Annotated in this window: 23 protein-coding genes; 6 read left to right on the forward strand and 17 right to left on the reverse strand. The window is 44.4% G+C overall.

Going from position 1 to position 25,775, the window contains the following annotated elements; genetic code table 11:
• Positions 1 to 238 precede the first annotated feature (238 nt).
• The 4 genes from ACM1ND_RS16585 to adhE form a co-directional block, all read right to left on the reverse strand.
• Complete coding sequence (locus ACM1ND_RS16585) at positions 239 to 2,461, reverse strand: copper amine oxidase N-terminal domain-containing protein (protein ID WP_028540587.1); 2,223 nt, start codon at positions 2,459 to 2,461, stop codon at positions 239 to 241.
• Between the two features lie 219 nt (positions 2,462 to 2,680).
• On the reverse strand, positions 2,681 to 3,439 hold the full coding sequence (pflA, locus tag ACM1ND_RS16590) for a pyruvate formate-lyase-activating protein (RefSeq protein WP_013310845.1): 759 nt from the start codon (positions 3,437 to 3,439) through the stop codon (positions 2,681 to 2,683).
• A 51-nt stretch (positions 3,440 to 3,490) separates the two neighbouring features.
• The gene (gene pflB / locus ACM1ND_RS16595) at positions 3,491 to 5,752 is read right to left on the reverse strand and encodes a formate C-acetyltransferase (RefSeq protein WP_025722256.1); all 2,262 of its coding nucleotides are present in this window, start codon (positions 5,750 to 5,752) and stop codon (positions 3,491 to 3,493) included.
• A gap of 328 nt (positions 5,753 to 6,080) precedes the next feature.
• Positions 6,081 to 8,693 carry a bifunctional acetaldehyde-CoA/alcohol dehydrogenase gene (gene adhE, locus ACM1ND_RS16600; RefSeq protein ID WP_023989274.1) on the reverse strand — a complete coding sequence of 871 codons (2,613 nt, stop codon included), beginning with the start codon at positions 8,691 to 8,693 and terminating at the stop codon, positions 6,081 to 6,083.
• A 258-nt stretch (positions 8,694 to 8,951) separates the two neighbouring features.
• Between adhE and ACM1ND_RS16605 the strand changes: the two genes are divergently transcribed.
• Positions 8,952 to 9,668, forward strand: a complete 717-nt coding sequence (locus ACM1ND_RS16605; RefSeq protein WP_013310849.1) for a Crp/Fnr family transcriptional regulator — start codon at positions 8,952 to 8,954, stop codon at positions 9,666 to 9,668.
• A 139-nt stretch (positions 9,669 to 9,807) separates the two neighbouring features.
• Here the strand turns inward: ACM1ND_RS16605 and ACM1ND_RS16610 are convergent, their stop codons facing one another.
• The gene (locus ACM1ND_RS16610) at positions 9,808 to 10,575 is read right to left on the reverse strand and encodes a DODA-type extradiol aromatic ring-opening family dioxygenase (protein WP_418026340.1); all 768 of its coding nucleotides are present in this window, start codon (positions 10,573 to 10,575) and stop codon (positions 9,808 to 9,810) included.
• A 317-nt stretch (positions 10,576 to 10,892) separates the two neighbouring features.
• Between ACM1ND_RS16610 and ACM1ND_RS16615 the strand changes: the two genes are divergently transcribed.
• Positions 10,893 to 11,192 carry a hypothetical protein gene (locus ACM1ND_RS16615; RefSeq protein ID WP_226887755.1) on the forward strand — a complete coding sequence of 100 codons (300 nt, stop codon included), beginning with the start codon at positions 10,893 to 10,895 and terminating at the stop codon, positions 11,190 to 11,192.
• 125 nt (positions 11,193 to 11,317) lie between these two features.
• Here the strand turns inward: ACM1ND_RS16615 and ACM1ND_RS16620 are convergent, their stop codons facing one another.
• The 6 genes from ACM1ND_RS16620 to ACM1ND_RS16645 form a co-directional block, all read right to left on the reverse strand.
• Entirely contained in the window at positions 11,318 to 11,662 is a 345-nt protein-coding gene (locus ACM1ND_RS16620; protein ID WP_013371810.1) for a winged helix-turn-helix transcriptional regulator, read from the reverse strand.
• A gap of 246 nt (positions 11,663 to 11,908) precedes the next feature.
• Positions 11,909 to 12,640 (reverse strand): ThuA domain-containing protein, encoded by a 732-nt coding sequence (locus ACM1ND_RS16625; RefSeq protein WP_418026343.1) that lies wholly within the window; start codon positions 12,638 to 12,640, stop codon positions 11,909 to 11,911.
• A gap of 20 nt (positions 12,641 to 12,660) precedes the next feature.
• Positions 12,661 to 13,629, reverse strand: coding sequence for a sugar phosphate isomerase/epimerase family protein (locus ACM1ND_RS16630; protein WP_013310854.1), 969 nt, complete (start codon positions 13,627 to 13,629; stop codon positions 12,661 to 12,663).
• A gap of 77 nt (positions 13,630 to 13,706) precedes the next feature.
• Entirely contained in the window at positions 13,707 to 14,789 is a 1,083-nt protein-coding gene (locus tag ACM1ND_RS16635; RefSeq protein ID WP_013310855.1) for a Gfo/Idh/MocA family protein, read from the reverse strand.
• A complete protein-coding gene (locus tag ACM1ND_RS16640) occupies positions 14,782 to 15,549 on the reverse strand; it encodes a sugar phosphate isomerase/epimerase family protein (RefSeq protein ID WP_418026346.1) in 768 nt (255 codons plus the stop codon). The genes ACM1ND_RS16635 and ACM1ND_RS16640 overlap by 8 nt, the downstream gene beginning before the upstream one ends.
• An 18-nt stretch (positions 15,550 to 15,567) precedes the next feature.
• Complete coding sequence (locus ACM1ND_RS16645) at positions 15,568 to 16,674, reverse strand: Gfo/Idh/MocA family protein (RefSeq protein WP_418026348.1); 1,107 nt, start codon at positions 16,672 to 16,674, stop codon at positions 15,568 to 15,570.
• 166 nt (positions 16,675 to 16,840) lie between these two features.
• On the opposite strand from ACM1ND_RS16645, the gene ACM1ND_RS16650 reads away from it, so the two are divergent.
• Entirely contained in the window at positions 16,841 to 17,659 is an 819-nt protein-coding gene (locus tag ACM1ND_RS16650) for an AraC family transcriptional regulator (RefSeq protein WP_023989280.1), read from the forward strand.
• 85 nt (positions 17,660 to 17,744) lie between these two features.
• Here the strand turns inward: ACM1ND_RS16650 and ACM1ND_RS16655 are convergent, their stop codons facing one another.
• The 5 genes from ACM1ND_RS16655 to ACM1ND_RS16675 form a co-directional block, all read right to left on the reverse strand.
• Positions 17,745 to 19,229: an alpha-N-arabinofuranosidase gene (locus tag ACM1ND_RS16655; RefSeq protein WP_418026351.1), complete on the reverse strand. Its 1,485-nt coding sequence runs from the start codon at positions 19,227 to 19,229 to the stop codon at positions 17,745 to 17,747.
• A gap of 320 nt (positions 19,230 to 19,549) precedes the next feature.
• Positions 19,550 to 19,828: a hypothetical protein gene (locus tag ACM1ND_RS16660; RefSeq protein WP_023989282.1), complete on the reverse strand. Its 279-nt coding sequence runs from the start codon at positions 19,826 to 19,828 to the stop codon at positions 19,550 to 19,552.
• Positions 19,829 to 19,924: 96 nt separating this feature from the next.
• Positions 19,925 to 20,245, reverse strand: a complete 321-nt coding sequence (locus ACM1ND_RS16665) for a hypothetical protein (RefSeq protein WP_023989283.1) — start codon at positions 20,243 to 20,245, stop codon at positions 19,925 to 19,927.
• Positions 20,246 to 20,317: 72 nt separating this feature from the next.
• Positions 20,318 to 21,262, reverse strand: a complete 945-nt coding sequence (locus ACM1ND_RS16670; protein ID WP_076159489.1) for a Gfo/Idh/MocA family protein — start codon at positions 21,260 to 21,262, stop codon at positions 20,318 to 20,320.
• Positions 21,263 to 21,425: 163 nt separating this feature from the next.
• A complete protein-coding gene (locus ACM1ND_RS16675) occupies positions 21,426 to 22,115 on the reverse strand; it encodes a TerC family protein (protein ID WP_023989285.1) in 690 nt (229 codons plus the stop codon).
• A gap of 351 nt (positions 22,116 to 22,466) precedes the next feature.
• Here ACM1ND_RS16675 and ACM1ND_RS16680 point away from each other — a divergent pair, with 351 nt between their 5' ends.
• Entirely contained in the window at positions 22,467 to 23,084 is a 618-nt protein-coding gene (locus ACM1ND_RS16680; RefSeq protein ID WP_023989286.1) for a TVP38/TMEM64 family protein, read from the forward strand.
• A gap of 170 nt (positions 23,085 to 23,254) precedes the next feature.
• Positions 23,255 to 24,226, forward strand: coding sequence for a peptide-methionine (S)-S-oxide reductase MsrA (msrA, locus tag ACM1ND_RS16685; protein WP_028540577.1), 972 nt, complete (start codon positions 23,255 to 23,257; stop codon positions 24,224 to 24,226).
• A gap of 105 nt (positions 24,227 to 24,331) precedes the next feature.
• Here msrA and ACM1ND_RS16690 read toward each other — a convergent pair whose 3' ends face one another.
• Complete coding sequence (locus ACM1ND_RS16690; protein ID WP_076159483.1) at positions 24,332 to 25,135, reverse strand: lipid II flippase Amj family protein; 804 nt, start codon at positions 25,133 to 25,135, stop codon at positions 24,332 to 24,334.
• A gap of 151 nt (positions 25,136 to 25,286) precedes the next feature.
• Here ACM1ND_RS16690 and ACM1ND_RS16695 point away from each other — a divergent pair, with 151 nt between their 5' ends.
• Positions 25,287 to 25,736 carry a DUF2188 domain-containing protein gene (locus ACM1ND_RS16695; RefSeq protein WP_418026353.1) on the forward strand — a complete coding sequence of 150 codons (450 nt, stop codon included), beginning with the start codon at positions 25,287 to 25,289 and terminating at the stop codon, positions 25,734 to 25,736.
• Positions 25,737 to 25,775: the final 39 nt, after the last annotated feature.

A 25,775-nucleotide genomic window follows, 5' to 3' on the forward strand; every position in this document is an offset into this window, starting at 1 on the left:
CTGTCTGTAGTTTCAGGTTTTCTGATGCAGGCTTAGGCTTGCATCTATTTATTATACCACGATTAAAGTCAATATTATAAGAGATATTCGTATCTATACATAAGAAAAAGACGCTCTCCGGCGCTACGATTAAATTCGCAGCAGGAGAACGCCTATATTCTGCAAGTGACATCGACTTTTAAACGGTGAATGACGAGACCCAAGGTCTAAGCCGGTAAACAGCACCGGTTAATTCATATTAATTTTTAATAGCTGGTAAAGGCATGACTACTACGGAAACTGGCAAGTTACTTCCTGCAGCAGCAGTGAAATACATCTCTACACTTTCCTCGATATGCCCTGTGCGATACAGCACACTCATCTCATTTGGAGCCCATACCGCGCCGTTCGTCGGGATACCCACAACCTGATTGTTTACCATCGCATAGCCGGAATATTCGCCCCCACGCGGGTTGAACGTAATCAGTGAATACGGCGCTACATGATCCAATTTAACTTTATATACAACACCAAAATTACCGGCATTGGAAGCAGAAGAGCCGTCCAGACCGTCCGTACCAATCAGGTTCGGGTCTACCTTATTATCACCAAGAACGATACGTTGAGCTGTTTTACCAACCTCTTCGGTATAATTGAGCGAGATATCAGCATTAGCGTACGTTCCACGGTTGTGAATACCGTCCTTAGGCAGTTTTGCCAGAGTAGGCATCACGGTCAACGGATCTACATTTGCATCTAACACAATAACCGTGTATTGAATAGGTTGATCCGTATATAAATCGGATAACAGAGAAATGACCTGTTTTTGCTTGATTTTTTGTGCATTCAAATCCTCTAAAATAATGCGATTTTCGCCAGGATTTAGAACTGTGCTAGAACGCTTGCTTCCATCCTGCATGGATTGAAAATATCGTTGAATCGAGACTTTACCCGCAGCCGTGGCAAATTCAGATGGTCCAGCAAAACCGGAATTTTCGACATTTATATTGGCAGGAGTGATATTGTTGTTGGTCGCAATCACGTACATCTTCACATCTCTACCCGTTTCATTGACATGATGGACGAGTATGCGCGTGCTGCCTGATCCGGTTTCTTGATACACGATACCATCCTGGAACACACGTTCTGGGCTGTTAGCACGGATCAAAAGACGCGGTGAAGAAGTACTTGTCACTGGAATAGTAGCCATGGTAGGCACCTGACTGCCGTCTACTGTATATTTATCACCATATGGTGTGAAGATTTTATTGAAATCATCTTCGTTGTACAGCAGTTCATTTGTAATTTTAATCGTTTCACTTTTGGTACCTGTTGCGCCGTGCTTATCAGTTACGGTGAGCGTAATTGTTACATCACCTGGTTGGAAGAAGGCAAGTTTCTTATTCTCCCAATCACGCTTAGTGATAGCATTCTCATCATCTGTACTCAGGTCGGTAATGGTGATTTTCTCGCCCATCTTGTACTCTTTTTTATCAGTTGTAAACAGAGCCACTGGCGGCTGATTTGGTGGTCTTACTGTAATTGTAACTGAGTAAGGATCACTCCAGTTCCCAGCAGAGTCAAGAACAGAATAGGTAACTACATATGTACCCGGCTCCTGAAATACGTCCTGCTTACCTTCCCAACGTTGGTTTACAATCGGAAGACCTGTAGGAGAAGATTCCTTCGTCAAATACGTAACTTGGGTTTCGCCCGCATAGATATCTTTTTGCTGAACCGTGAAGGAAGCTTTAGGTTTCTGATTCAAATCCATGATAACTTGTTTAGTCGTATTATTCACAGTATAAGGAATATTTAAGGCCTGTGTAATCGAGGTCAATGGCACCATAAATACGTTCTTTTGCTGAAAAGCCGGTCCCTTCATTTGTCTGGCTTCACCGTTAACCGTATAAACCTTGCTGTCTGTTTTGAAGCGCATGACATTTGTTCCTTGTGTGATTACGGTTTCTTTGGTGGCAGTGTCATAACTAAACTGCAATCCGACACGGCTGACAAGAGAACGGATAGCTACATAGGAAACTCCGTCCTTAACAGTCATCGGCTGAGTTGCTGTGTACACCTGTCCGTTTTGTTCCATTTTCGCGCTGTTTAAGTACAAAATCAATTGATTAGCACCCATGGATGTTGGAGCTCCACCAGGATTGGTGATCGTTCCGTCTCCACCGTATACATCATTGGAAACGTTCGATCCGTTGGTTGTATCCGTAGGCAGGCCAGTCAATGGATCATTGGAAACGCCTGTGTTATTAGGTGTAACCGTGTCATTTTGTGTGCTAGTTCCATCTTGATCTCCGATGCTATTCTGAACGCCTGAATCAGCAACATTGGCCTGAGCCTGCTGTGCGCTAACCGAATCGGTGGATTGAACGGTTGTTGATGCTGCTTCTGCTCCTACAGGGGCTACTGCGGCCACCTGAGCCACCGCAAGGGCGGTGAGCATGGTCCATTTCTTGAAATTCATTGTCTGTCTCCTTCTATCACCAAATTATTATCATTCCCGTAAAAAGTCATACTATTAGACGCGTCAGTTGTTAAAAAGTTTCTGGAAATTTTGCTGATCATGAAAAAAAGGGAACTTTCTCCTGTGACTGCAAAAAATTCAACAACAAAAAACCGCCGCCCATCTGACCTGATGTGGCGGCGGCTTCATTACTAGGAAATAGCTTTTGAACCATTTACATTATGATGGACGACAGACAGCATTCTTTCCTGCAGTCTCCAGACGACCCTCTTCAATGAGTCGGTAAGCACGTTGAACTTCTTCATCTGTAGGAGATGGAACTCCCTCCAACGGATACTCCTTACCAAGCATTTCCCACTTGTAAACACCCATTTGATGGTAAGGTAATATTTCGAATTTCTCGACTCCGTTCAACGTTCCGATAAACCGTCCCAAATTCAATAAATCTTGCTCGTCATCATGAATACCCGGTACAAATACGTGTCTAATCCACATTTTGCGCCCTTGCTCAGACAACCAGCGAGCCGTACTTAACATACGGTCGTTAGACTTGCCTGTAAGCTTAATATGCTTGTCATTGTCAATATGCTTAATATCCAGTAGCACCAAGTCTGTTACGTCCAGCAGTTCATGGATACGGCCCGCGTCATTAAAGCCGTTACTGTCCAGTGTCGTGTGCAAATTCCACCGACGTTTCACTTCTTTGAACAGCTCTGCGACAAAATGAGCTTGCAGCGTCGGTTCTCCACCGGATACGGTCAATCCGCCTCCTGAAGAACGGTAATAGGCTAAATACGGCTCAATCTCAGCCAATACCTCCTCCAACGTCATCGGATTACCTTCATTCAAGGCCCAAGTGTCCGGGTTATGGCAATATTGACATTTCAACAAGCATCCTTGCATAAAGAGCACGAAGCGGATGCCGGGACCATCGACGGTCCCGAAGGTTTCCAATGAGTGTATGTGACCTTTCAACATGTTGCATCATCCTTCCCGCATCCGCTATGCGTGCGTCATTGTAATACTTATTTACATTGTACCGTGGAAAGTACGGTTAATAACATCCAATTGTTGTTCACGAGTCAGCTTGATAAAGTTAACGGCATAGCCGGAAACACGAATCGTCAGCTGTGGATAGTTTTCTGGGTGTTCCATTGCATCCAACAGTTGTTCGCGAGCAAACACATTGACATTCAGATGATGTGCGTGGCTTCCAAAGTAGCCATCCATCATCGAAACAAGGTTTGTTTTGCGTGTTTCTTCTTCTTTACCCAGTGCTTTAGGCACGATGGAGAAGGTGTTCGAGATACCATCTAGACTGTGTTCATAAGGCAATTTAGCCACGGAACTCAGAGATGCCAAAGCACCTTTTTTATCACGGCCGTGCATTGGGTTTGCCCCTGGTGCAAACGGTTCGCCTGCTTTACGTCCATCCGGTGTTGTACCTGTTTTCTTACCGTACACTACGTTGGAAGTAATAGTCAGTACAGATTGAGTAGGAACCGCATTACGATAAGCTTTATGCTTGCGAATCATGCTCATGAAGCTTTCTACCAGTTCCACAGCGATGTTATCTACACGGTCATCGTTGTTACCGTAGCAAGGGTATTCGCCTTCGATTTCAAAGTCAACAGCAATCCCTTTTTCGTTACGGATTGGTTTAACTTTTGCAAATTTAATGGCACTCAAGGAGTCGGTAGCAACTGACAGACCCGCAATACCACAAGCCATGGTGCGGAGAATATCACGATCATGCAACGCCATTTCAATGCGTTCGTAGCTATATTTATCATGCATGTAGTGAATAACATTCAAAGTGTTCATGTACAGTTTTGCCAACCATTCCATCATAGGTTTGAAGCGGCTCAACACTTCTTCATATTCCAGAACTTCGCCTGTAATGGCTGGGAATTCAGGCCCTACTTGGACGCCAGATTTTTCATCTTTACCACCGTTAATTGCATACAGCAGAGCTTTAGCCAAGTTGGCACGAGCACCAAAGAATTGCATTTGTTTACCGATTTTCATTGCCGATACACAACAAGCAATACCATAATCGTCTCCATAAATCGGACGCATCAGATCGTCATTCTCGTACTGAATGGAGCTAGTTTCAATAGAAACTTTCGCACAATATTTTTTGAAGCCTTCAGGCAATTTTTCCGACCACAGTACAGTCAGATTCGGCTCCGGTGCAGGTCCCAGATTGTAGAGGGTGTGCAGGAAACGGAAGCTGTTTTTAGTTACCCGAGTTTCTCCAGTTACGGACATACCACCAATGGACTCAGTAACCCAAGTTGGATCTCCACTGAACAGTTCATTATAGTCAGGTGTGCGCAAGAACTTAACAATACGCAATTTCATAACAAAATGATCGACCAGTTCTTGAGCTTGTTCTTCTGTCATTGTACCCTCTTCCATATCACGTTGAGAGTAAATATCAAGGAAGGAAGATACACGTCCTAAGGACATTGCTGCACCATTTTGTTCTTTGATTGCTGCAAGATATCCAAAATATACCCATTGGAAAGCTTCTTTCGCATTGTTAGCAGGTTTTGAGATATCAAAACCGTGTTCAGCAGCCATTTGTTTCAGTTCATTCAAAGCACGAATTTGTTCGGAAATTTCCTCACGCAGACGAATTACATCTTCTTCCATGGAATCAACTTCAAGGCTTTTCAGTTGCAGTTTTTTATCTTGGATCAAGAAGTCTGCACCATACAAAGCTACACGACGATAGTCACCGATAATACGACCACGACCGTATGCATCTGGCAGACCAGTAATGATACCAGCTTTACGAGCTGCTCTCATTTCATCTGTATAAGCGTCAAATACACCTTGGTTGTGAGTTTTACGAATATGAGTGAAGATATCAATGATACTTTCTGGTACTTCAAAACCATAGGCTTTGCAAGCGTCGATCATCATCCGAATTCCACCAAACGGCTGCAAAGAGCGTTTGAATGGAGCATCTGTTTGTACACCGACAATTTGCTCTTTATCCCGGTCCAGATAACCCGGCTTATGTGAAATAATAGTGGATGGCGTATTCACGTCTACATCAAGCACGCCGCCGTTTGCCAGCTCTTTTTTGGTAAGATCGGATACAATATCCCACAGTGCAGTTGTGTTGGCGGTAGGACCAACCAAAAATTCTTCATTGCCAACATAAGGTAAGATATTGGTTTCAATAAAATCGTTGACGTTGACTTCTTTAGTCCATTTGCCTTTTTTAAAACCTCTCCAGCCAGATTGTTGCTCTTGTAATTCTCTCTCAATCACCGACATGTAAATCCCTCCAAATTGTTTGGTCTTCCGGACTTGTGATTTTTTTCACGATAACGCTATTTCTTGAGCCCGGCCTGTTCACCGATGCCTTACGCTCAGTGTCGGGACCTTTCTTACACCCTTATTGTAGAATAATGATAGAGTGTAGTATGTGATAAAAATCACAACATGAGTGATTTTTATCACTTTATTTTCCCTAGCTTCGCGCCTATATCCTTAGCCTTGCCGTTCACCTCCCTTCCCAAACCAACAGGCCCTCTATATAGAGAGCCTGCATCGGTATTGAACGAGAAAATGCTTTTTCACAAGCCTCTTCGTACCTATTATATTATTGGTCAAAACGTCCGTAGAAGGCATTGCGATAGACATCAGCCAACTCCGTAACCAGTGGCAACTTCGGATTCGCAGTTGTACATTGATCTTCAAATGCGCGGTCAGCCAGATAGTCTACACGTGATTCGAAATCCTTCGCATCGAAACCGATTTGTTGGAACGATTCCTCGATACCGAGTGTTTTGTTCATCTTACGGATTGCTTCGATCAAGCTGTTAACCCCTTCTTCGGTGGTGCGTGCAGGCAGTCCCAGTATGCGCGCGATTTCTGCATAACGCTCATCCGCAACAAAGTGCGAATATTTAGGGAACGAAGCAAATTTTGTCGGTTTTTTCGCATTATAGCGAATAACGTGCGGCAGCAAAATGGCATTCGTGCGGCCATGCGCTGTATGGTATTGTCCACCCCATTTATGTGCAAGACTGTGGTTAATACCCAAGAATGCATTAGCAAACGCCATACCAGCAAGTGTGGAAGCATTATGCATTTTTTCACGAGCCAGCTTATCACCGATCAGAGCCGATTGTTCTAGGTATTGGAATACCAATTGAATGGCTTTAATTGCCAGACCATCTGTGTAATCATTAGCCATTACGGACACGTAAGCCTCGATAGCATGTGTCAGAACGTCCATACCTGTGTCCGCTACAGCTGTTTTAGGCAGCGAATATACAAACACTGGGTCAATAATTGCCACATCAGGAGTCAACTCATAGTCAGCCAGCGGGTACTTCGTGTTACCCAGGTTTTTGTCCGTAATTACTGCAAACGATGTAACTTCGGAACCTGTACCCGAGGTTGTAGGGATAGCTACAAATTGTGCTTTTTGGCCCAGACGTGGGTACTTGTAAATCCGTTTACGGATATCCATGAATTTTTGTTTTAAGTTATTGAAATCAGTATCTGGATATTCATAGAACATCCACATGCCTTTAGCCGCATCCATTGGCGAACCGCCGCCCAGTGCGATGATGCAATCCGGTTGGAAACGTCTCATCATTTCTGTACCACGTTCTACCGTAACTGTCGATGGATCTGGCTCTACTTCAGAGAACACTTCGATAGCTACCGGTGTTTGGCGTTGATGCAGATAATGAATAACACGATCCACATATCCCAGTTTTACCATCATAGGGTCCGTGATAATGGCTACACGTGTGATATCAGGCATTTTAGCAAGATACTGTGTCGAATTTTTTTCAAAATAGATTTTGGAAGGTACTTTGAACCATTGCATATTCACCGTCCGTTTCGCCACCCTTTTCACATTAATCAAATTGACTGCCGATACGTTCGACGAAGTCGAGTTACGACCGTACGAACCGCAACCGAGTGTCAACGAAGGAAGATTGGTGTTGTAAATGTCGCCAATCGCACCATGTGTGGAAGGTGCATTTACAATGATACGTCCTGTTTGCAGACGGTTTGCGAAGCGGGCGATAACGTCCTCATCGTTCGAATGAATAGCGGACGAGTGGCCCATGCCCCCGAATTCCACGACTTCAGCAGCGCGTTGAATACCTTGTTCCGCATTTTTTACTTTATAGCAAGCCAATACAGGACTCAATTTCTCCGCAGACAATGGGAATTTTGTTCCTACCCCTTCAATCTCAGCGACCAAAATTTTAGTTCCTGCTGGTACTGTGATACCACTCATTTCAGCAATTTTCACAGCAGACTGCCCGACGATTGCTGGGTTCACTGCACATTTCTCGACATTCATAGCTCCTTGAGTGAGCTTAGCTGCTTCTTCTTTATTTACAAAATAGCAGCCGTTAGCGATCATCAATTTTTTCACTTGTTCGAAGATTGGCTCTTCGATAATAACCGCTTGCTCGGAAGCACAAATCATACCGTTGTCAAAAGATTTAGAGAGGATAAGATCGTTCACGGCCTGCTTGATGTCTGCTGTTTTTTCAATAAAGCAAGGCACGTTACCTGGGCCTACACCCAGAGCAGGTTTACCGCAGCTATATGCCGCCTTAACCATGCCTGATCCACCAGTTGCCAGAATCAGAGCCACATCCGGGTGATTCATGAGTGAATTTGTCTTATCCATCGATGGAGCTTCAATCCATTGAATACAATCAGCTGGAGCACCATGTTTGACGGCTGCTTCGAGCAAGACGCGGGCTGCTTCCGCACTACACGATTGAGCAGATGGATGGAAACCGAAAATGATTGGGTTACGTGTTTTAATGGCAATCAACGCTTTGAACATCGTAGTCGAAGTCGGGTTTGTCACTGGAGTGATCCCCATGATAATGCCGACTGGCTCTGCTATCTTTTGAAAACTGTCAAAATCATTGTCTTCAATGACACCGACGGTTTTTTCATTTTTGATACTATGATAGACATATTCTGTTGCAAACATGTTTTTGGTGATTTTGTCCTCGTACACACCGCGTCCTGTTTCTTCAACAGCCAACTTCGCCAGGTACATGTGTTTATCCATCCCTGCGAGTGCCATAGCTTGTACGATTTCGTCAATCTGTTCCTGATTCATACTCATGAAAGCTTGCTGTGCCCGGTTCCCCCGGTCAATCAGCGTTTGAATATACTGCTCTGCGCTTTGCTCTTTTTGGATAACCTCGTTTTTAACAGCCATTTCCCTCATCCTCCTGTTATCTCGTGTACTATCTCTTGTTCACGCACTGATCGTAACACAGCTTTTCAAGATATATTGTGATTTTTTTCACAATCTATTTAAAATTTTATTTTATGAAGTGAATTAAATCACAAAGTTTGGAATTCTGCCACTTTTACCCCCTCTTCTTGCCCCAAAAACGCATTGCGCAGGTATATAATGAATTTGAATTGATCAAGTTGCAGATAAAAAACATAGGATACAAAGGGGAAATGGACGATGAGAAACCCTACAAATGTAATGGAAGCCCGCGGCAACACCTGTTGCTTCTCGGAGGCCAGCTTCAACCGGTTGCAAGTGATGATGAAAGATCGAGTTATGCCAGAAAGCTCGCATCTGTTCTGGGAAGGAGATACAGCGGATAAGCTGTTTTATATTAAGCGCGGACGCGTGAAAGTAACCAAAACAACGGATGAGGGTAAGGAACTTATTCTATATATGTATCAAAGCGGCGATCTTGTTGGTCAAGCCGATCCATTTTTCGGTACTAAGCATTCCTTTTCTGCTGAGGTTCTGGAAGACAGTGATATTGGCGTAATCGATCATACAGATCTGGAGCTACTTATTTGCCAGCATTGTGATTTTGCGATTGACTTTATGAAATGGATGGGTTCGCATCATCGCATTACTCAGACTAAGTTCCGCGATTTGATGATGTACGGCAAGCCTGGCGCTTTATGTTCAACACTCATCCGTCTATGCAATACCTATGGTGAGCCTCACGGCGAACATATCCTGATTCATAAAAAAATTACTCATACTGACTTATCAAATATGATCGGTGCGACTCGGGAAAGCGTAAACCGGATGCTTAGTGATCTACGTAAGAAAAATGCAGTTGAATATGATAATGGCATGATTGTTGTCAAGGATTTGGAAATGCTGCAAGGCGTATGTCATTGTGAATTGTGCCCTCGTGAGATTTGCCGCATATAATAAATCGTTTTTTACGTAAAAGGGAGTGTTATAAGCCATTATAGCTTATAACACTCCCTAATTTATTTCCACTCCTCTACTTATACAGAAGCAGTTGCGAAGCATTTTAACAATAGTCCTTCTTCTGGCAACACACTTTTTAAAACTGTAAGCATAGATAACTTAAATTCCCCATCTCATAGCTTCTATGGATGACCTTGGCTTTGTTTGCAGGATTACCACTCCCCATTGCAATAAACAACGGTACAAAGTGCTCTGCTCTTGGTACGGCCTGGCGAGCATACGGTGCTTCGCTTTCATAGTGATCCAAAGCCTCTATATCTCTACTTTGCACTTTTTCAATAATCCAATCATCAAAATCTATAGCCCAAGGTTCTGTTTTCGTTTCCCCCCATTTGACGATACGCAGATTATGAACAGTCACTCCACTGCCAATGACCAGAATATCTTGTTCTCCCAGTCCACGCAGCACTTCACCAATGGCATATTGTGCTTTGGGCGAAAGATATGGATTTACTGAGATCTGAACTACCGGAATGTCTGCCTCAGGATACATACGATGCAACAATGTCCAGGATCCATGATCCAGTCCCCTCACCCGGTCAGTTTGTACGTCAATGCCCTTTTGTTCATATAATTTTTCCAGCTTATTGGCCAGTTCCACAGAACCATGTGCTGGATATTTCACCATGTACAGTTCCGGTGGGAAACCGCCAAAATCATAAATGGTATCGTACACGTCATCCATCGAACTGATCGTCAACGTTTGCGCTTCCCAATGAGCAGTAAAGATAACAACCGCTTTAGGGCGAACGCTTTTCCCCAGTTGCTCTAAAAATGAAGTGTAGTCCGTCTGTTCAATAGCAAGCATCGGTGAGCCGTGGGCCAAAAATAAAGATGGCATCATATAAAGATCCCCTTATCATCAATAGTTTATTTTATTCATTAAGTAACTTTATGTAAGTAATAATACATAAGTAACAAAGTAATATCAACACAGATTTCAACATACACTTAAAGATCAGAGATTCCATAAATAAAGATTGATATAGGTATAAGGTCATAGTAATATATAACTAATAAATTTAAAATTTCACTATATTTCGATACAAAGGACTGGTTTCTATGGAAATACATACTTCTAATTGCCCAAAATGCGGTTCCGTTTTTCGTCAAAACCTTAGAAACCTGTGTAGTTCTTGTATTCAGGAAGAAAATATATTCTTGGACCGCTGTTCTAACTATCTATGGAAGCATCCTTCTACTCATACTCGCCAGCTCAGTGACGTAACCGGCACACCTATAGAATTGCTCACAGATTGGGTAAGAGCAGGCAAGTTTCCCTCCACATACAGTCAGCTTGATTATCCTTGTGAATCCTGCCGTTCCCCCATTTATGCAGGAAGACTTTGCCATTCCTGCTTGGGTACATTCCGTTCGGCCGCGCTGGATATTCAAACCCGTGTGCCCCGCCGTGCAACAGCAGGATTATTCTCAGTTGCAGGGCGCGTCAAAGGCTATTAAGCCGTGCTGCCTATGTAGATCATTTCTGTAAAATGGATAAGTAGCCCTATACACAAAATAAAAAAACAGCCTTTTTCCTAGGAAAAGGCTGTTTTGCTATGAGAAACGCTTATTTAGTTTGGTGCTCATCTAATCCATTCCTCAGCCCAAAATTGAATCTGTTCCATAACCGGCTGAAGTGCACGGCCTTTGGTTGTTAGCTCGTATTCAATACGGACAGGAGTTTCTGGATATACATGACGTGTAAGAATTCCTTCATTTTCCAAATCTTTCATCCGCTCTGATAACATTTTGTCACTCATTGTGGGAATCAGATTGGAAATATCCTTAAACCGCTTAGGACCGCTCATCATGGATTGAATAATTAATCCATTCCAACGCTTACCCAAACATGAAAAGGCGGTTTCAAAACGCGGACACATTTTTGTAAATTGCGGTTGACTCTCCAAATTTTTCACCTTCTTTTGCATTTCGGTTTGATAAAGCTTTCCTTTTGTTAGTATATATCATTTTAGCATACTTTATCCCGAAAGAAAACACTTTCTTCTTAAATTAAATACCTGCGCTGATAAAGTTGCCATGACCAAAACTGATTATACAACAAACCAACACAGCAGGTATATGTCTAAATCGTTAAATACAAAAAGGCGGAATCCCTAGAGGTTCCGCCTATCAATCTGTTCATTATACAGCTCATCAAAATGTGATGATTGTTATTATACCAACACTCCACCGAGAGGTCTTACAGGTTCACTTCTTCCATATATTGGTTTGTTAATATTTGTCGGAGAAGTCCAACGAATGCTGTTGGCGATAACTTTCAAAATATCAGGCTGGTAATAAGTCGGATAGGTCTCATGACCTGGGCGGAAATAGAATATCTTACCGCTACCTCGGCGGAAAGTACATCCGGTTCTAAATACTTCGCCGCCTTCAAAGTTACTAACAAATACCAATTCATCCGGCGCTGGAATATCAAAGAACTCGCCATACATCTCTTCCTGCTTCAACAAAATTTTGGCGTCTATGCCTTCTGCAATAGGATGTGACGGATTCACCGACCAAATAATCTCCTGTTCACCTGCCACCCTCCATTTCAGATCACAGCTAGTGCCCATTAGGGCTTTGAATGGCTTTGAAAAATGGCCCGAGTGTAGCACAATCAAGCCCATTCCTCCCTGCACTCGCTTTACAACACGCGCCGTAACTTCATCGCTCACCTGATCGTGGGCTTTATGCCCCCACCACAGCAGCACATCTGTGGAATTCAGGATCTCTTCTCCCAAACCATGCTCGGCATCATCACGAAGAGTAGCTGTTCGAATGGCAAATCCCTCTCCTGCCAGGCCGTCAGCCAACGCTTTGTGTATCCCGTCAGGATATGTCTGTTTGGCTTCATCATTCAACTTTTCGTTCAAAAATTCATTCCAAATGGTGACGTTAATCATCAACATTTCCCCCTATTAGGTTAGACCCACCACATCTCGCTCAGCGGTTCTTCAATTAATACCTGGCGAAGATTGTGGACAGCCTTAGTAAAGCCTTCCTCCACGGACATCAGACCATCTTCATGCTCAATACTCACTACATAATCGTATCCCACCAGACGCAGAGCACTGATAATATCTGCCCAGGTTTTTACATCATGTCCATAACCCACAGTACGGAACTGCCAAGCGCGATCTAGCATTTTGGTATATTCCTGCATATCGGTAAGTCCATATTTATTTACATTGACCGGATCAATCGTCGTATCCTTGGCATGAAAATGGTGAATGGCTCCCTCTCGGCCCAAAATTTGAACCGCCTGCACTGGGTCAATTCCCTGCCACCACATGTGGCTCGGATCCAGATTAGCACCAATGACCTCTCCCGCAGCTTCACGCAAACGAAGCAAGGTCGCTGGTGTATGAACGGAGAAGCCTCCGTGTAGCTCCAGCCCAATTTTAACATGATGATCTGCTGCAAATTTTCCCGTCTCAGTCCAGTAAGGAATAATTTTATTCTCCCATTGCCACTTCAACACTTCCTGAAAATCATTAGGCCACGGAGCCACAGGCCAATTTGGATATTTCGCATCCTCATGATCACCCGGACAGCCAGAGAAAGTGTTCACAACTGGAACTTCCAGCTTTTCTGCCAATCGAACGGTTTTAAGAAACGTTTCATGATCAGCTTGGGCTAAATGCTTTTGCGGATGAAGAGGATTGCCGTGACAGCTAAGCGCACTAATCGTTAGTCCACGGGACTCCACTGCCTTTTTAAAATTTTTGAGCGCTGTATCATTCTCCAGCAACTCATCCGGCTTACAATGCTTATCTCCTGGGTTGCCGCCTGTACCGATTTCTACAGCATCTAATCCTTGAGAAGCCACATAATCCAGCGCCTCCTCCAGCGAACGTCCGCCGAACAACACCATAAATACTCCAAGTTTCAAAAGAAATCCCTCCCTGTATCATATGTGAAAAAAGCTGCTTTCATTATAATGATGGTCTATTCGAGATAATTACGGGCTTAGTCAAAATAGACAGCTTTCCCGGTACGGGCCGATTCATAGATAGCTTCCAAAATTTCAGTAACAACCAGTGCCTGTTCCGGCTTCACAAGAGGTTCTTTGTCGTCCAGAATAGATTCGATCCACAGACGAGCTTCGCGGTCTGCTTCATTTTCCGTTTCTCCAGAGTAAAAGGCAACACCACCTGCATCCAGATCTATTTTCGTATCAAACAAGCGGCTGTTCTTTTCCCCGTTAATGCGCAATCCATCCTGCATATCAGCTCCGCCTTCGGTTCCGCATAACAGCGTCTTCGCTTCGCCAAACTCTACAACGTTCAATGCCCAGCTGGATTCCAGTACAATCGTAGCTCCATTTTGCATCGTAATAAAACCAAAAGCTGAGTCCTCTACCTTAAATTCCTCAGGATTCCAAGGCCCAAAGGCATTTGCCGCATCTTTACGATCCCCTAGCTTATGGAAGGTTGAACCTAGTACACTTTTAGGCTTGTAATTATCCATCAGCCAGAGTGTCAGGTCGAGTGCATGCGTGCCAATATCAATAAGAGGACCACCGCCCTGCTTCTCTTCATCCAAGAATACTCCCCAAGTCGGAACCGCGCGACGGCGTAGAGCAATGGCTTTGCCCAGATAAATGTCTCCAAGCTCTCCTTGCTCAACCAATTGCTTCAGATACAAACTGTCATCACGATATCGGTTTTGATACGCAATAGACAGCTTCTTACCTGTACGGTTGGCTGCATCGAGCATCTCCCGTGCTTGCTCAGCAGTTTTAGCCATCGGCTTTTCACACAGCACATGCTTACCTGCCTCAAGCGCCGCTACGGTAATTTCTGAGTGCGAGTCATTGGGTGTACACACATGTACGACTTCAATGTCTTTATTTTCTAGCAACTGACGGTAATCACTATAAACTTGCGACCCTTCAACTCCAAACTTTTCTGCTGCCTCTTCAGCGCGCTCCTGAATGATGTCACAGAATGCAACGATTTCTGCACGCTTCTGCTTGGCAAGACTCGGCAAGTGTTTGCCGTTGGCAATGCCTCCACAACCAATAATCCCGATTTTGAGTGTTTTAGACATGAATATTTCCTCCCTGAGCTACGTATTGTTGGAGCCATTTAATGCTGGTTTCAATGCTTTCGATTGGAGGGTTTGAGCAGAAATCCTGTTCCACGACGACCCAATCCACACCTGCCTGAATAGCGGCGTCTGTAATGGCCTGAAGCTGCACTTCGCCTTTGCCAAGCTCTACAGTCACTGCTTTTTGTTGCTCGTCACGTGCCATATCCTTTAAGTGAATGATAGGCAGGCGTCCATTATAACGTCCGATGTATTCCACTGGATCATAGCCCCCATAGTATACCCAACAAGTATCCATTTCGACCTGTAACAAATCATCGGAAACCGCATCATATAAAGCATCGAATACCGGGCGATCATTGATTTTTTCTGTCAATTCAAAATCATGATTATGATAAGCCAGTATCAAGCCCTGTTCTTTCACTTTTTCACCAATACGATTCAAATTAGCAAAAATTTCATCCCACTGTCGCTGTTCTTCGGTTAAATAAGGAACGATTAGGTACTTATTGCCCAATTCTTTGTGGTATGCAATCTCCTCATCCAAATGATCCAACAAACGAGAATATTGTATATGAGTTCCGACAACTTCCAGATTCAACTCATCCAAAAGCACTCTGACATCCTTGGCATTGCGTCCGAAAAAGGTATGAAATTCTACCCCTTTATAGCCAAGCTCAGCTACCTTGCGCAATGTACCTTCAAAATCCTGTTCAAGCTCTTCCCTTACTGTGTACAATTGCAATCCTACTTTAGCCATTACCCTTCACCTCTTTAATTAGGATGAATTTTCCATTATATCTGTTCCATAATACAAATCCTCGTCCGGCTTGAACGTGCTTTCCATCGTAATGTGATTGCCTTCCAATGATGAGCGCTGAAAAGCATGCATGGCTTCTAACACATGGTAGGCCAGCTCAGCATTAGCACGATGGTTCTTTTCACTGCGTATGGCTCTCACCATCTCGCCCGCGCCTATTCCACGTTCGTTTTTCCCACATTCAAAAAGGGGCTTTAACAGCTCTGCGTTTTCCTCGCCAGGTCGGCGAATTTTGACATCTCCGTTAAAAAAGTTCGGGTCCGGCAAGTTCAAAGTCCCTTCCGTTCCGTAAATTTCAATACGTGGCAGGTCTGATGCTCCCTGAATATCAAAGCTGGTAATCAAGGTTGCGATGGCTCCGTTATGAAAATCCATGGTCCCGGCCAAGTGCGTTGGTGTTTGCACTCGTAATGGCGTGCCGCTTTTGGGACCGAAATGTATATGACGTTCTGGAATCTGAATTCCTACGGAGCCGCTAATTCGCCGGATCGGCCCCAGCACTTGGATCAACGAGGCCAAATAGTAAGGTCCCATGTCAAACATCGGTCCTCCTCCAGCTGCATAGAAAAATTCCGGATTCTCATGCCACCATTCAGGGCCTCTACTCATTAAAAAGGCAGTAGCGGCTACTGGCTGACCAATCATTCCAGTCTGTATGGCATGACGTGCGGTCTGAATAGCCGCTCCAAGAAAAGTATCAGGAGCACAGCCGACACGCAGATTTCTTGCTTTGGCTAAATCCAGAACGCGTTTTCCGTCCTCCAAAGAAACCGCCAAAGGCTTTTCACTGTACACATGCTTGCCTGCCTCTAGTATCGCCACATCTGTCAGTGCATGGCTGCCAGGCACGGTCAGATTAAATACAAGCTCAATCTCAGGCTGACGAAGCAATTCATCCACCTTGTATACGTTTTCAATGTTGAATTCATCGGCCCTCTCCTTGGCCCTCTCATCTAGTAAATCAGCGACGGCCACTACTTCAATAAGTGGGCTCTTTTGGAGATTTTCAAGATATACCGAGCTAATAGTACCGCATCCGATAATCCCGGCCTTCATTCGTTCCACGTCGTCACACTCCTTGGCCTCCAACATGTACTTTCTCATCTAACATGTAAGCTTTACAGTTCACATAGTATTCTATTTCTGTTTCGTTTAAAATGAATAATATGATTAAAACATGAACAATCTGGTCAATATTTGAAACAGCCATATGCCCAAAGGAGTCATCATCATGTCTATCGTCGAGCCTTGTCAGGTTCTTACCGCAGGCTATTCCTTCCATCGAAAGCCCTTTTATTCGAACCAGCCTGATGGGATTAAAAATTATTTATTCCGTTTGCAAACAGATGGACGCTGCCAGGCCCGCATTAACGGGGAAATGACACGGATTGAAGCGGGTGATCTACTGCTATTCAATCCTACCGAGCCTTATGAACTGGATATTCATAGTGAGTTGAATCCCATGGGAGATCTGGTCGTGGAAAGTGGAGATTATCACATTTTTTTCGGTGGTTCCTGGGTAGATGAGTGGTGGAACCATCATAAACGACCCAACAGAATTAAGGTTCAGCTCACAGAAGCCCTGCTTGGCCTATTTCGTCAGCTTGTGATGGAGCAACGACGTATTTCTAATCCTTACCCGGAAATATCAAGTTATTACATGCGCATTTTATGTTTGGAGTTTGACCGTATGCTATCCGATCATCCTATCGCTACTCATCATAACTATCTTGCGTATCAGATTAAAAATTATATTGAAGAAAATGCATCCTCTAACTTCAAGCTGGATGACGTGTCTTCACACGTAGGTATCAGCGTATCCCGAGCAGTACATCTGTTTAAGGAAACATTCGATACGAGCATTATGCAGTACACGCTGGACATCAGGCTTAACATGGCGAGAGAACGAATCATTTTCAGTCCCATGTCACTGGAACAAGCCGCCGAATCGTCAGGATTTGCAAATTACACGTATTTTCATCGTGTATTTCGTTCCCGCTTCGGTATGTCGCCCAAAGAATTCAGGGTGATTCACCGCGAGCAATTGTAGGTAAAAGAGAGCGTTCACCTGAACGCTCTCTTTGTTCATAACCAATAATAATGAAATTGTGCTTACATACCACAACCCAGCTTTTTTACGGAGCAATTGTCAGCATCACTACCGACATTGGTGGCAGTGTAACATCCAAATGCTGACCTTGCAGCTGATAGGATGTGAAAGCTTCCTTTTTCACACGCTCTGGCTGATCAAACGTATTATGTGCCTGCATATCGTCGCTGCCAAGAACAACACCGCTGATCTTTTTAACCTCTTCCAGTCCTCTTAGCTCCAAATTCAAGTTTGCCGACTCGCCCGGATGGATGTTGCAAAAGCTAATATGAATATTGTCATCCTGCGCCTTGGAGGCGGACACGCTTACTTGTGGGATGGAATCCCCATCATATTCATAATCGCCCACCTTTACATGAACAGCCAGTGCTTGTGCATCCTGATGCACCTTAAACATTTCAAATATATGGTATGTCGGCGTCAACAGCATAGCAGGGCCTTCGGTCAGAATCATGGCCTGTAAAACATTGACCATTTGAGCGATATTCGTCATCTGTACTCGGTCATGGTGATTATGGAAAATGTGTAGGTGCAGCCCAGCTACCAGCGCATCGCGCATCGTGTTTTGCTGATACAGGAAGCCCGGATTGGTCCCCGGCTCAGTCAGGAACCAGGTTCCCCATTCATCGACGATCAGTCCGACCCTTTTGTCAGGATCATATTGGTCCATAATGGCTGAATGACGAGTAATCAATTCATCCATATGCAATGATTTTTTCATCGTCTCGAACCATTCCGCTTCATCAAAGCCGAGTGCTTGCCGTTTCCCTTCCCAGTTTCCCGGGATCGTATAGTTATGCAGGCTCAAACCGTCCATAAGATTCCCAGCTTCACGCATTAACACTTCGGTCCAACGATAATCATCCACATTCGCCCCCCCTGCAATCCGATAAATGCGGTTCTCGCCATAGTTACGGACATATGTCTGATAGCGGCGATACAGGTCGGCATAATATTCTGGGCGCATGTTACCGCCACAACCCCAGTTTTCGTTACCCACTCCAAAATATTTGAGCTTCCATGGTTTCTCACGACCGTTTTCCTGACGCCATGCAGCCATAGGGGACTCTCCATCGAAGGTCATGTACTCTACCCACTCCGACATTTCCTGAACTGTACCACTGCCGACATTTCCACAAATATAAGGCTCTGCATCTAACAGTTCGCACAATTGAAAAAACTCATGTGTGCCAAAATGATTATTTTCAACCACACCGCCCCAATGCGTATTTACCATTCTCTTACGGTTTTCTTTTGGTCCGATACCATCTTTCCAATGATATTCATCGGCAAAACAGCCTCCCGGCCACCGCAATACAGGAATGTTCAGCTTTTTCAGGGCTTCCACTACATCATTTCGAATTCCGTTTGTGTTTGGAATCGGTGAGTCCTCTCCAACCCATATGCCTTCATAAATGCAACGTCCAAGATGCTCAGCAAATTGTCCATAAATATTTTTATTAATAATGCCTTGTTTCCAATCGGTATTAACAACAATAGAACCCTTCACAACAAACCCTCCCCAAAATATTAAGATTGTTGGAACACCCTTACGAATGTTTGCGCTTTCATTTTTGGTCTAAATATCACTCATATTACCGATCTTCTTCCGATCTTAATTTTTACGCAACATCTCATCCAGAAAACATTAATATAAATATTAATAATTAAATAAAAACATTTCACGTGTTTAATATATTTTATTGCCTACTTTTTGTCAATCGTTAAGAAAAGGTCCAATCAAACCAAAAAGCCTGCCATTAGGGCAGACCAAGGTATGACTACTTTAACCCGTAATCCAAGTTCAGCCGAGCCTGAGCATTGTATCTTTTAGGCTGTTCCTATCCAGCGTGAACCATGGTAACTGGGACAATTTTGAGCTGCCGCCAAAGCACGTACACGAACAATACTTCCGCTGATGCCACATGTATGCCCGGACATTAACTCTTCACATTGTGAGCAGGCCAACAGTCTGGCTTCGTACACTTCATCGTTTACACATTCCATTTTGGGTCTCATGTTGGTTAGAATTCTGGTAATTTGCTCTTCCGATATCGAGATATCTCTTTCACAGCCTTTACAGGTACTTGGCATAGGTATATCTTCCATCGTAAGCTTACCCTCCCCATCAACAATGTCTTAAGTAAATACAGTGAGTCCATGATGCCATAAATGATAACAGTATATTGTTTATTCTGGCTAGCCCTATTTCCGTTCCGACGAAAGGCTGGCAGCCGCCTCAGATACGACCATCGCCAAGTCCTCATTTCCGAACATGGACAGTACCCCTAATACCGTATCCAGCGGAATATCACCCGCTTCTTCACGCGATACAGTCAACTTGCGTACTCGTAGCAGACGCTCGTTACTATCCTGATGCGGATACGCTACACGATATAATTCCTCTGGCTCCAACCCGTGATTGATACACCATTGCGCAAATACAAGGATCATCATATCTTCTTCTTGCTTATAATTTTCAATGATGGCTTCTTCTAGCTGTTTACCACGGTTATCTTCTTCCATTCATTCATTTCTCCTTCAACCTAATTCTTGATGTCTGTCTGGACTGTTAAGATCACGTTCGGACGTTCCATATTAAACACTCAAACGGCTGATCAGTTCGTCAGCCAGCATATGGCTTTCCAATACTTTTCCAGCCCGTACAGCACACTCCTCCGGACGATGAATATGCTCCAGAAAATGATTCACGACTCCGGTGAATCCCCGTCTTTCCAAAATCGTATCCCAGCTTCCAAATGTTTGCGTTAGTGGTGAATGATTTTTTTGCATAAAAACAGCCTGTTCCATATTTATTACTTCAACAGACCGTCCTGCCCCGTGAAGCTCCAGCTTCTCTATGTCAGCCCCTGCCTGTCTACTCATACTGTAGCTTCCGGTAGCATTCCCCAAACGTACGGTCCCGAACGCAGCATCCATATATCCATCACTCGTCGTATTCATACTACTATGCAGCAGCTCATAATCATCGCCACCCAACCACAAAAGCAAATCAAGCATGTGAATTAAATCATCATAAACCGTCTGTGCCGCCGGTCTTCGATCATATCCAGTACGGTGTTTAATGGCCGCACATTGACTGAATCCACCTGCTTCCTCTAACCATGCTTTAGCAGCTACATAATGCGGGGCAAAACGTCGATTAAAGCCTACCGCCAGCAGCACGGCCTGCGCTTCCGCAAAAGCGGTCATTTCCAGATTCTGACGAACATCATAGGACAACGGTTTATCCACATACACAGCAATCCCTTTTTCAATACACGCCATAACTAGATCAAAATGAGCTTCGGTCGCGGCATGTATAAATACAGCTTCCGGTTCCCATGCTAGCATCTCCTTCACATCAGTCGTTCCTCTTGGCAACCTATATTGCTCCATAATGGAACTCACCGGCTCCTGTGAACGGTTCATGACACCTACAATGTCTACACCTTGGTGTGCTGCCAGTAACGGTAAGTATACTTTTCGAGCAATACCACCCAGTCCTGCAATAGCTACCCTTGTCTTCGTTTGCTTGTCCATTTCGCTCCCACCTTTAATCACTCATTCATCTGTTGTCTAGTTTACATGGAAGTCTGCTGACAAGCAAAGAAAAGAGACTGCTCCGGGTCCAGTTGGACCTAACAGAACAGCCTCTACGGCATGAATGTTCAGCTTCAGCTAAGTTTACTTAATGTAAGTTAGCTTAGGCGTGCTGCGCTTGCTTTCTTGTTTTTTCACTTTTAATTTTTTTAACACGCATCCCAATGGCTACAACCAGAACCACAACCAGAACCTCAAAGCCGTATTTAATGACCCCGTTCATAAACCAGTGTGCAATCAGCGGTTCCGCCACCACCATTTTGGCGGCAGTGTAAGCCAGTACAGCAGCACCAATCGTAATAACTACTGGGTAACGTTCAGTCAGCTTCAAGATAATCGTACTTCCCCACACCATGATTGGAACGGAGATTGCCAGACCCAGTATAACAAGCAGCATGTTTCCATGAGCTGCTCCCGCAACAGCAAGTACATTGTCGAGGCCCATCATCGTATCCGCGATAATAATCGTGCGGATCGCTGCCCACATTTGATTCGTAGCTGAAATTTCATGTTTTTTCTCTTCGACCAGCAGCTTATAGGCAATATAGATAAGTGCGAGTCCCCCAATCAAACGCAATCCATAAATTTGCAATAAATACGTGACCAGCACTGTAGCAATCACACGAATGATGACCGCTCCGACCGTCCCCCAAATAATGACCTTCTTTTGATTGGCCTTATCAACATTGCGAGCCGCCAAACCGATTACGATGGCATTGTCACCAGCTAGCACCAGATCAATGATAATGATGGATACTAATGCGGTTAAAAACTCAATTGACAAAAAATCCATACGTTTCTCCCACCTTTTTTATTTATTTGTTATACTGTACATAGTTCAGCGCTTTATACTAAAAAAGCGCCATTTCACGGAATCCGGAAACGGCGCTTGACCCAAATTTGGCATCAAAAAAAGACCATTTACCCGGATTCCTAAAATCCTGGCAAAGGTCTCGCTTACAACATTACGTTGCCAATAAAGCCGGGGATTAAAAATCCCGTAATGACGACTTTACTCGTTGAGCTACTCCCCTTTGGGAACTATTCTATTAGTGGCAGTATAGCACACATTATTGGGAATGTGAACCCTATTTTTTTCTGTATAAGCGATAAGCCGAACAGGGATATTGAAAGAGGTATGTAAATGAAAAAATGGCTACTCGTCGCGGCTTATGTTTCGCTGCTTTGCATCGCGTTTATCTACAGATATGATTGGCTCGCCTGGGCGGACAAGCAAACCTCCTTTCCAGTTCTGCTACTGCTCGCATTTTTATTCGCGTTAATACCGTTTGTGCCGTACAAGCTGATTATCGCTTCTATTGCTTATGCCGCAGGCCCCTGGCAAGGTGCTCTGATCTGCTGGCTGGGCACTACCTTGGCTGCGCTGGTCGTTTATAGTGCCGTACGTACCCTGTTCCGTGACAAAGGACGTGCCTATTTGGAGCGGGTTCCCGCATTGGAGCGCTTCAATCGGGTCATGGAGAGGGAGCCTTTTGCTGCTGTGCTGCTGGCTCGCCTGATTCCGGTCATCCCCCAGGCAGCGGTAAATGTATACGCTGGAGTAGCAGGGTTTCCGTTCTGGAGCTTTATCCTAGGTACAGCTATTGGCAAGCTTCCCGCAATTGCGGTGTATGCTTATGCAGGCGGCACCTTTGCAGAACATCCAATCACCGGTTTGCTCATTTTGGTGCTATATACTGCACTGGTGGGCGGCGGCTTTATACTCTACCGAAAAAGGCTTCAACGCGCCAATAGAATATAATGCGATAGTTTGCCACCGTCTCTTTCGTTGCGATTTTTGAGGACAGAGCCAGTTACACTGCTGTTTGGTTTCTGACGTTTCGTTGGATTTTGCAAAAATCTCGTATATAATTTAATTGTAAGCTATTTAAATAACAACTAATTAAACATTCTCAGATTGGAGTGACAAATATGAGCACCAACAATCCACACACAGTAGAAAAAGCAACTTTTGCAGGTGGCTGCTTCTGGTGCATGGTTTCCCCTTTTGAGGAATTACCCGGTATTTTGAAGGTTAGATCTGGATACACAGGGGGACATACCGAAAATCCTACCTATGAAGAGGTGTGTTCTGAAACAACGGGACATGTGGAAGCCGTACAGATTACATTTGACCCACAAGTTTTCCCGTATGAAAAACTGTTGGAGCTATTCTGGCAGCAGATTGATCCGACGGATGAAGGTGGACAGTTCCACGATAGGGGTTCATCCTACCAAACGGCTATTTTCTATCATAATGAAGAGCAACGAATCAAGGCAGAAGCGTCTAAAGAAGCTTTGGCTCAAAGTGGCCGCTTCGACAAGCCCATTGCTACACCGATCCTGCCTGCGGCCACTTTTTATGAAGCAGAAGAATATCATCAGGACTATCATAAGAAGAACCCCGCTCATTACAAGCGCTACCGCAAAGGTTCGGGACGTGAAGATTTTATCGAGCAAAATTGGTCCGGCAAGATTGATAAATCCGATCTTAAAGATCGGCTGACGCCTATTCAATACGAAGTAACACAAAAAAACGCGACCGAGCGCCCTTTTCAAAATGAGTTTTGGGATCATGAGGGTGAAGGCATTTACGTGGATATCGTATCAGGAGAGCCTTTGTTCAGTTCATTGGACAAATTTGACGCAGGTTGCGGTTGGCCCAGCTTTACCCGTCCATTGCGCAGCTACAATGTCAAAGAAAAAACTGATCTCAGCCATTTTATGATCCGTACCGAGGTGCGAAGTCGTGAAGCTGACTCCCATTTAGGGCACGTATTCGATGATGGTCCTGGTCCAGATGGTTTGCGTTATTGCATAAATTCCGCCGCGCTCCGCTTTGTGCCTCAAGAAGACTTGGAACGTGAAGGATACGGAGCATATAAGTCATTATTTGAACAGTAAATAGCCATAGAATCATTGGGGCTGACCCGCGATCTATCTTTAATAGATGATCATGGGCCAGCCTTTTTTGGGATGTGGCAGCACATCATTACGTAAGCTAGCCATTTAACTCATTACCCATCCAAGCCAAATGGCTAGCGGTACTAGCAATAGCTGGGCTAATAAAGTACCTGCCAAGCGCGAGATGATCATCCAGCCGTACATGCTGTTCATCCGAGTTAAGGGTAGCTCCCCTCGTAGCGTTTTCTCCGACAGAACCGCCAATCTTGGATCAATTAACAAGGTTAATAATACCGTTGCGACGCCATTGATTAGACCTGACGACATTGACATTGCTGTACCTTGAGCAGGCCACAGGAATGATGCATATAAAGCAGATACTACTCCTGTTGTATAAATCGCAGTGACAGCTATATTCAGAATAATTAGACGCTTAGGTATCGCTCCACTAATCAGTGAAGTAAGCATTGACCAGGTGGGGCGCTTTATGTAGTAGCCTGCATGTTTCCAGCGACTTCGCAGCATTAAATGACGCACCAAAGCCGGAATAGATCCGGTATGCTCCAAATGCACAATCCATCTGGCTGACATGCGTACCACTGTTGGATACAGTAATATAGCAAGCATGGTTCCAACGGTTGCTGCCAGCAGTACCCCATGCATATATAGTTCCAGTCTAATATCCGTTCCGCCCACTTGTGTTGCAGCTTTAGCCTGATCGACCATCCCTCCAAGTAAAGGCCCCTGCACCATGTTAGAGGTGCGTGAAACCAACAGCAGCATCCCCGCAACGGTTAACGCCAATCCAATCCGACGCGCTCGCAAACCACCAAGTCGAAGAGCATAGGACAAGCTATCTGTAGTATGAATGATGATAGTCAGCAAAAAAACAAAACCCCAGGCAAGCAAATGCTTCACTCCTTTTTCTGGTATTCTGCACACCATTATACGCTTTTTCTCAAGATACATTTTACAATATATTCATTTCTTTGATTTCCGTTTGTTTAAGCCGACAACGGGTAATACATAATACATCATCTGTTATAAGGAGTGTGCAACTATGCCTTGGAACAAACATGATTACCCTCCATCCATGAAAAACCTGGAGCCTCGTGTGCGAGAAAAAGCCGTCGATATTGCTAACGCCCTACTCCGTGACGGCTATGAAGAAGGGCGCTCGATTGCGATTGCCACTTCCCAAGCCGAGGAATGGAACGATAATCATCCAGCCGAGCAAGATGAGAAACCGACAAAACATGAAAAACAGCATTCGAGCGAAAATCTGCACAACCATCATTCCGCTTCTTCCGATGCAAAGGAACCCATTCATGTGGTGCCGCACGAGGATCACTGGGCAATCAAAGAAGAGGGACACAACCAGCCTATTTCAACCTTTAAACACAAAAATGAGGCGATTGACGAAGCTCAAAGTTTTGTAGAACGCCAACAGATTTCTGCAATTATTCATGACCGGAATGGACGCATTCATTCAACTTTAAAGCCTTCCTGATAGAAGCTGAATACAGCGAAAGGGTGTTACGTAAGAAGA

Source organism: Paenibacillus sp. JJ1722 (assembly GCF_048282685.1).
Lineage (GTDB): Bacteria > Bacillota > Bacilli > Paenibacillales > Paenibacillaceae > Paenibacillus > Paenibacillus polymyxa_B.

Coding starts and splice junctions, on each gene's coding strand:
- ACM1ND_RS16585 (WP_028540587.1), bottom strand. CDS start 2,461: ATGAATTTCAAGAAATGGACCATGCTCACCGCCCTTGCGGTGGCTCAG.
- pflA (WP_013310845.1), bottom strand. CDS start 3,439: ATGTTGAAAGGTCACATACACTCATTGGAAACCTTCGGGACCGTCGAT.
- pflB (WP_025722256.1), bottom strand. CDS start 5,752: ATGTCGGTGATTGAGAGAGAATTACAAGAGCAACAATCTGGCTGGAGA.
- adhE (WP_023989274.1), bottom strand. CDS start 8,693: ATGGCTGTTAAAAACGAGGTTATCCAAAAAGAGCAAAGCGCAGAGCAG.
- ACM1ND_RS16605 (WP_013310849.1), top strand. CDS start 8,952: ATGAGAAACCCTACAAATGTAATGGAAGCCCGCGGCAACACCTGTTGC.
- ACM1ND_RS16610 (WP_418026340.1), bottom strand. CDS start 10,575: ATGATGCCATCTTTATTTTTGGCCCACGGCTCACCGATGCTTGCTATT.
- ACM1ND_RS16620 (WP_013371810.1), bottom strand. CDS start 11,662: ATGCAAAAGAAGGTGAAAAATTTGGAGAGTCAACCGCAATTTACAAAA.
- ACM1ND_RS16625 (WP_418026343.1), bottom strand. CDS start 12,640: ATGATTAACGTCACCATTTGGAATGAATTTTTGAACGAAAAGTTGAAT.
- ACM1ND_RS16635 (WP_013310855.1), bottom strand. CDS start 14,789: ATGTCTAAAACACTCAAAATCGGGATTATTGGTTGTGGAGGCATTGCC.
- ACM1ND_RS16640 (WP_418026346.1), bottom strand. CDS start 15,549: ATGGCTAAAGTAGGATTGCAATTGTACACAGTAAGGGAAGAGCTTGAA.
- ACM1ND_RS16650 (WP_023989280.1), top strand. CDS start 16,841: ATGTCTATCGTCGAGCCTTGTCAGGTTCTTACCGCAGGCTATTCCTTC.
- ACM1ND_RS16660 (WP_023989282.1), bottom strand. CDS start 19,828: ATGGAAGATATACCTATGCCAAGTACCTGTAAAGGCTGTGAAAGAGAT.
- ACM1ND_RS16665 (WP_023989283.1), bottom strand. CDS start 20,245: ATGGAAGAAGATAACCGTGGTAAACAGCTAGAAGAAGCCATCATTGAA.
- ACM1ND_RS16670 (WP_076159489.1), bottom strand. CDS start 21,262: ATGGACAAGCAAACGAAGACAAGGGTAGCTATTGCAGGACTGGGTGGT.
- ACM1ND_RS16675 (WP_023989285.1), bottom strand. CDS start 22,115: ATGGATTTTTTGTCAATTGAGTTTTTAACCGCATTAGTATCCATCATT.
- ACM1ND_RS16680 (WP_023989286.1), top strand. CDS start 22,467: ATGAAAAAATGGCTACTCGTCGCGGCTTATGTTTCGCTGCTTTGCATC.
- msrA (WP_028540577.1), top strand. CDS start 23,255: ATGAGCACCAACAATCCACACACAGTAGAAAAAGCAACTTTTGCAGGT.
- ACM1ND_RS16695 (WP_418026353.1), top strand. CDS start 25,287: ATGCCTTGGAACAAACATGATTACCCTCCATCCATGAAAAACCTGGAG.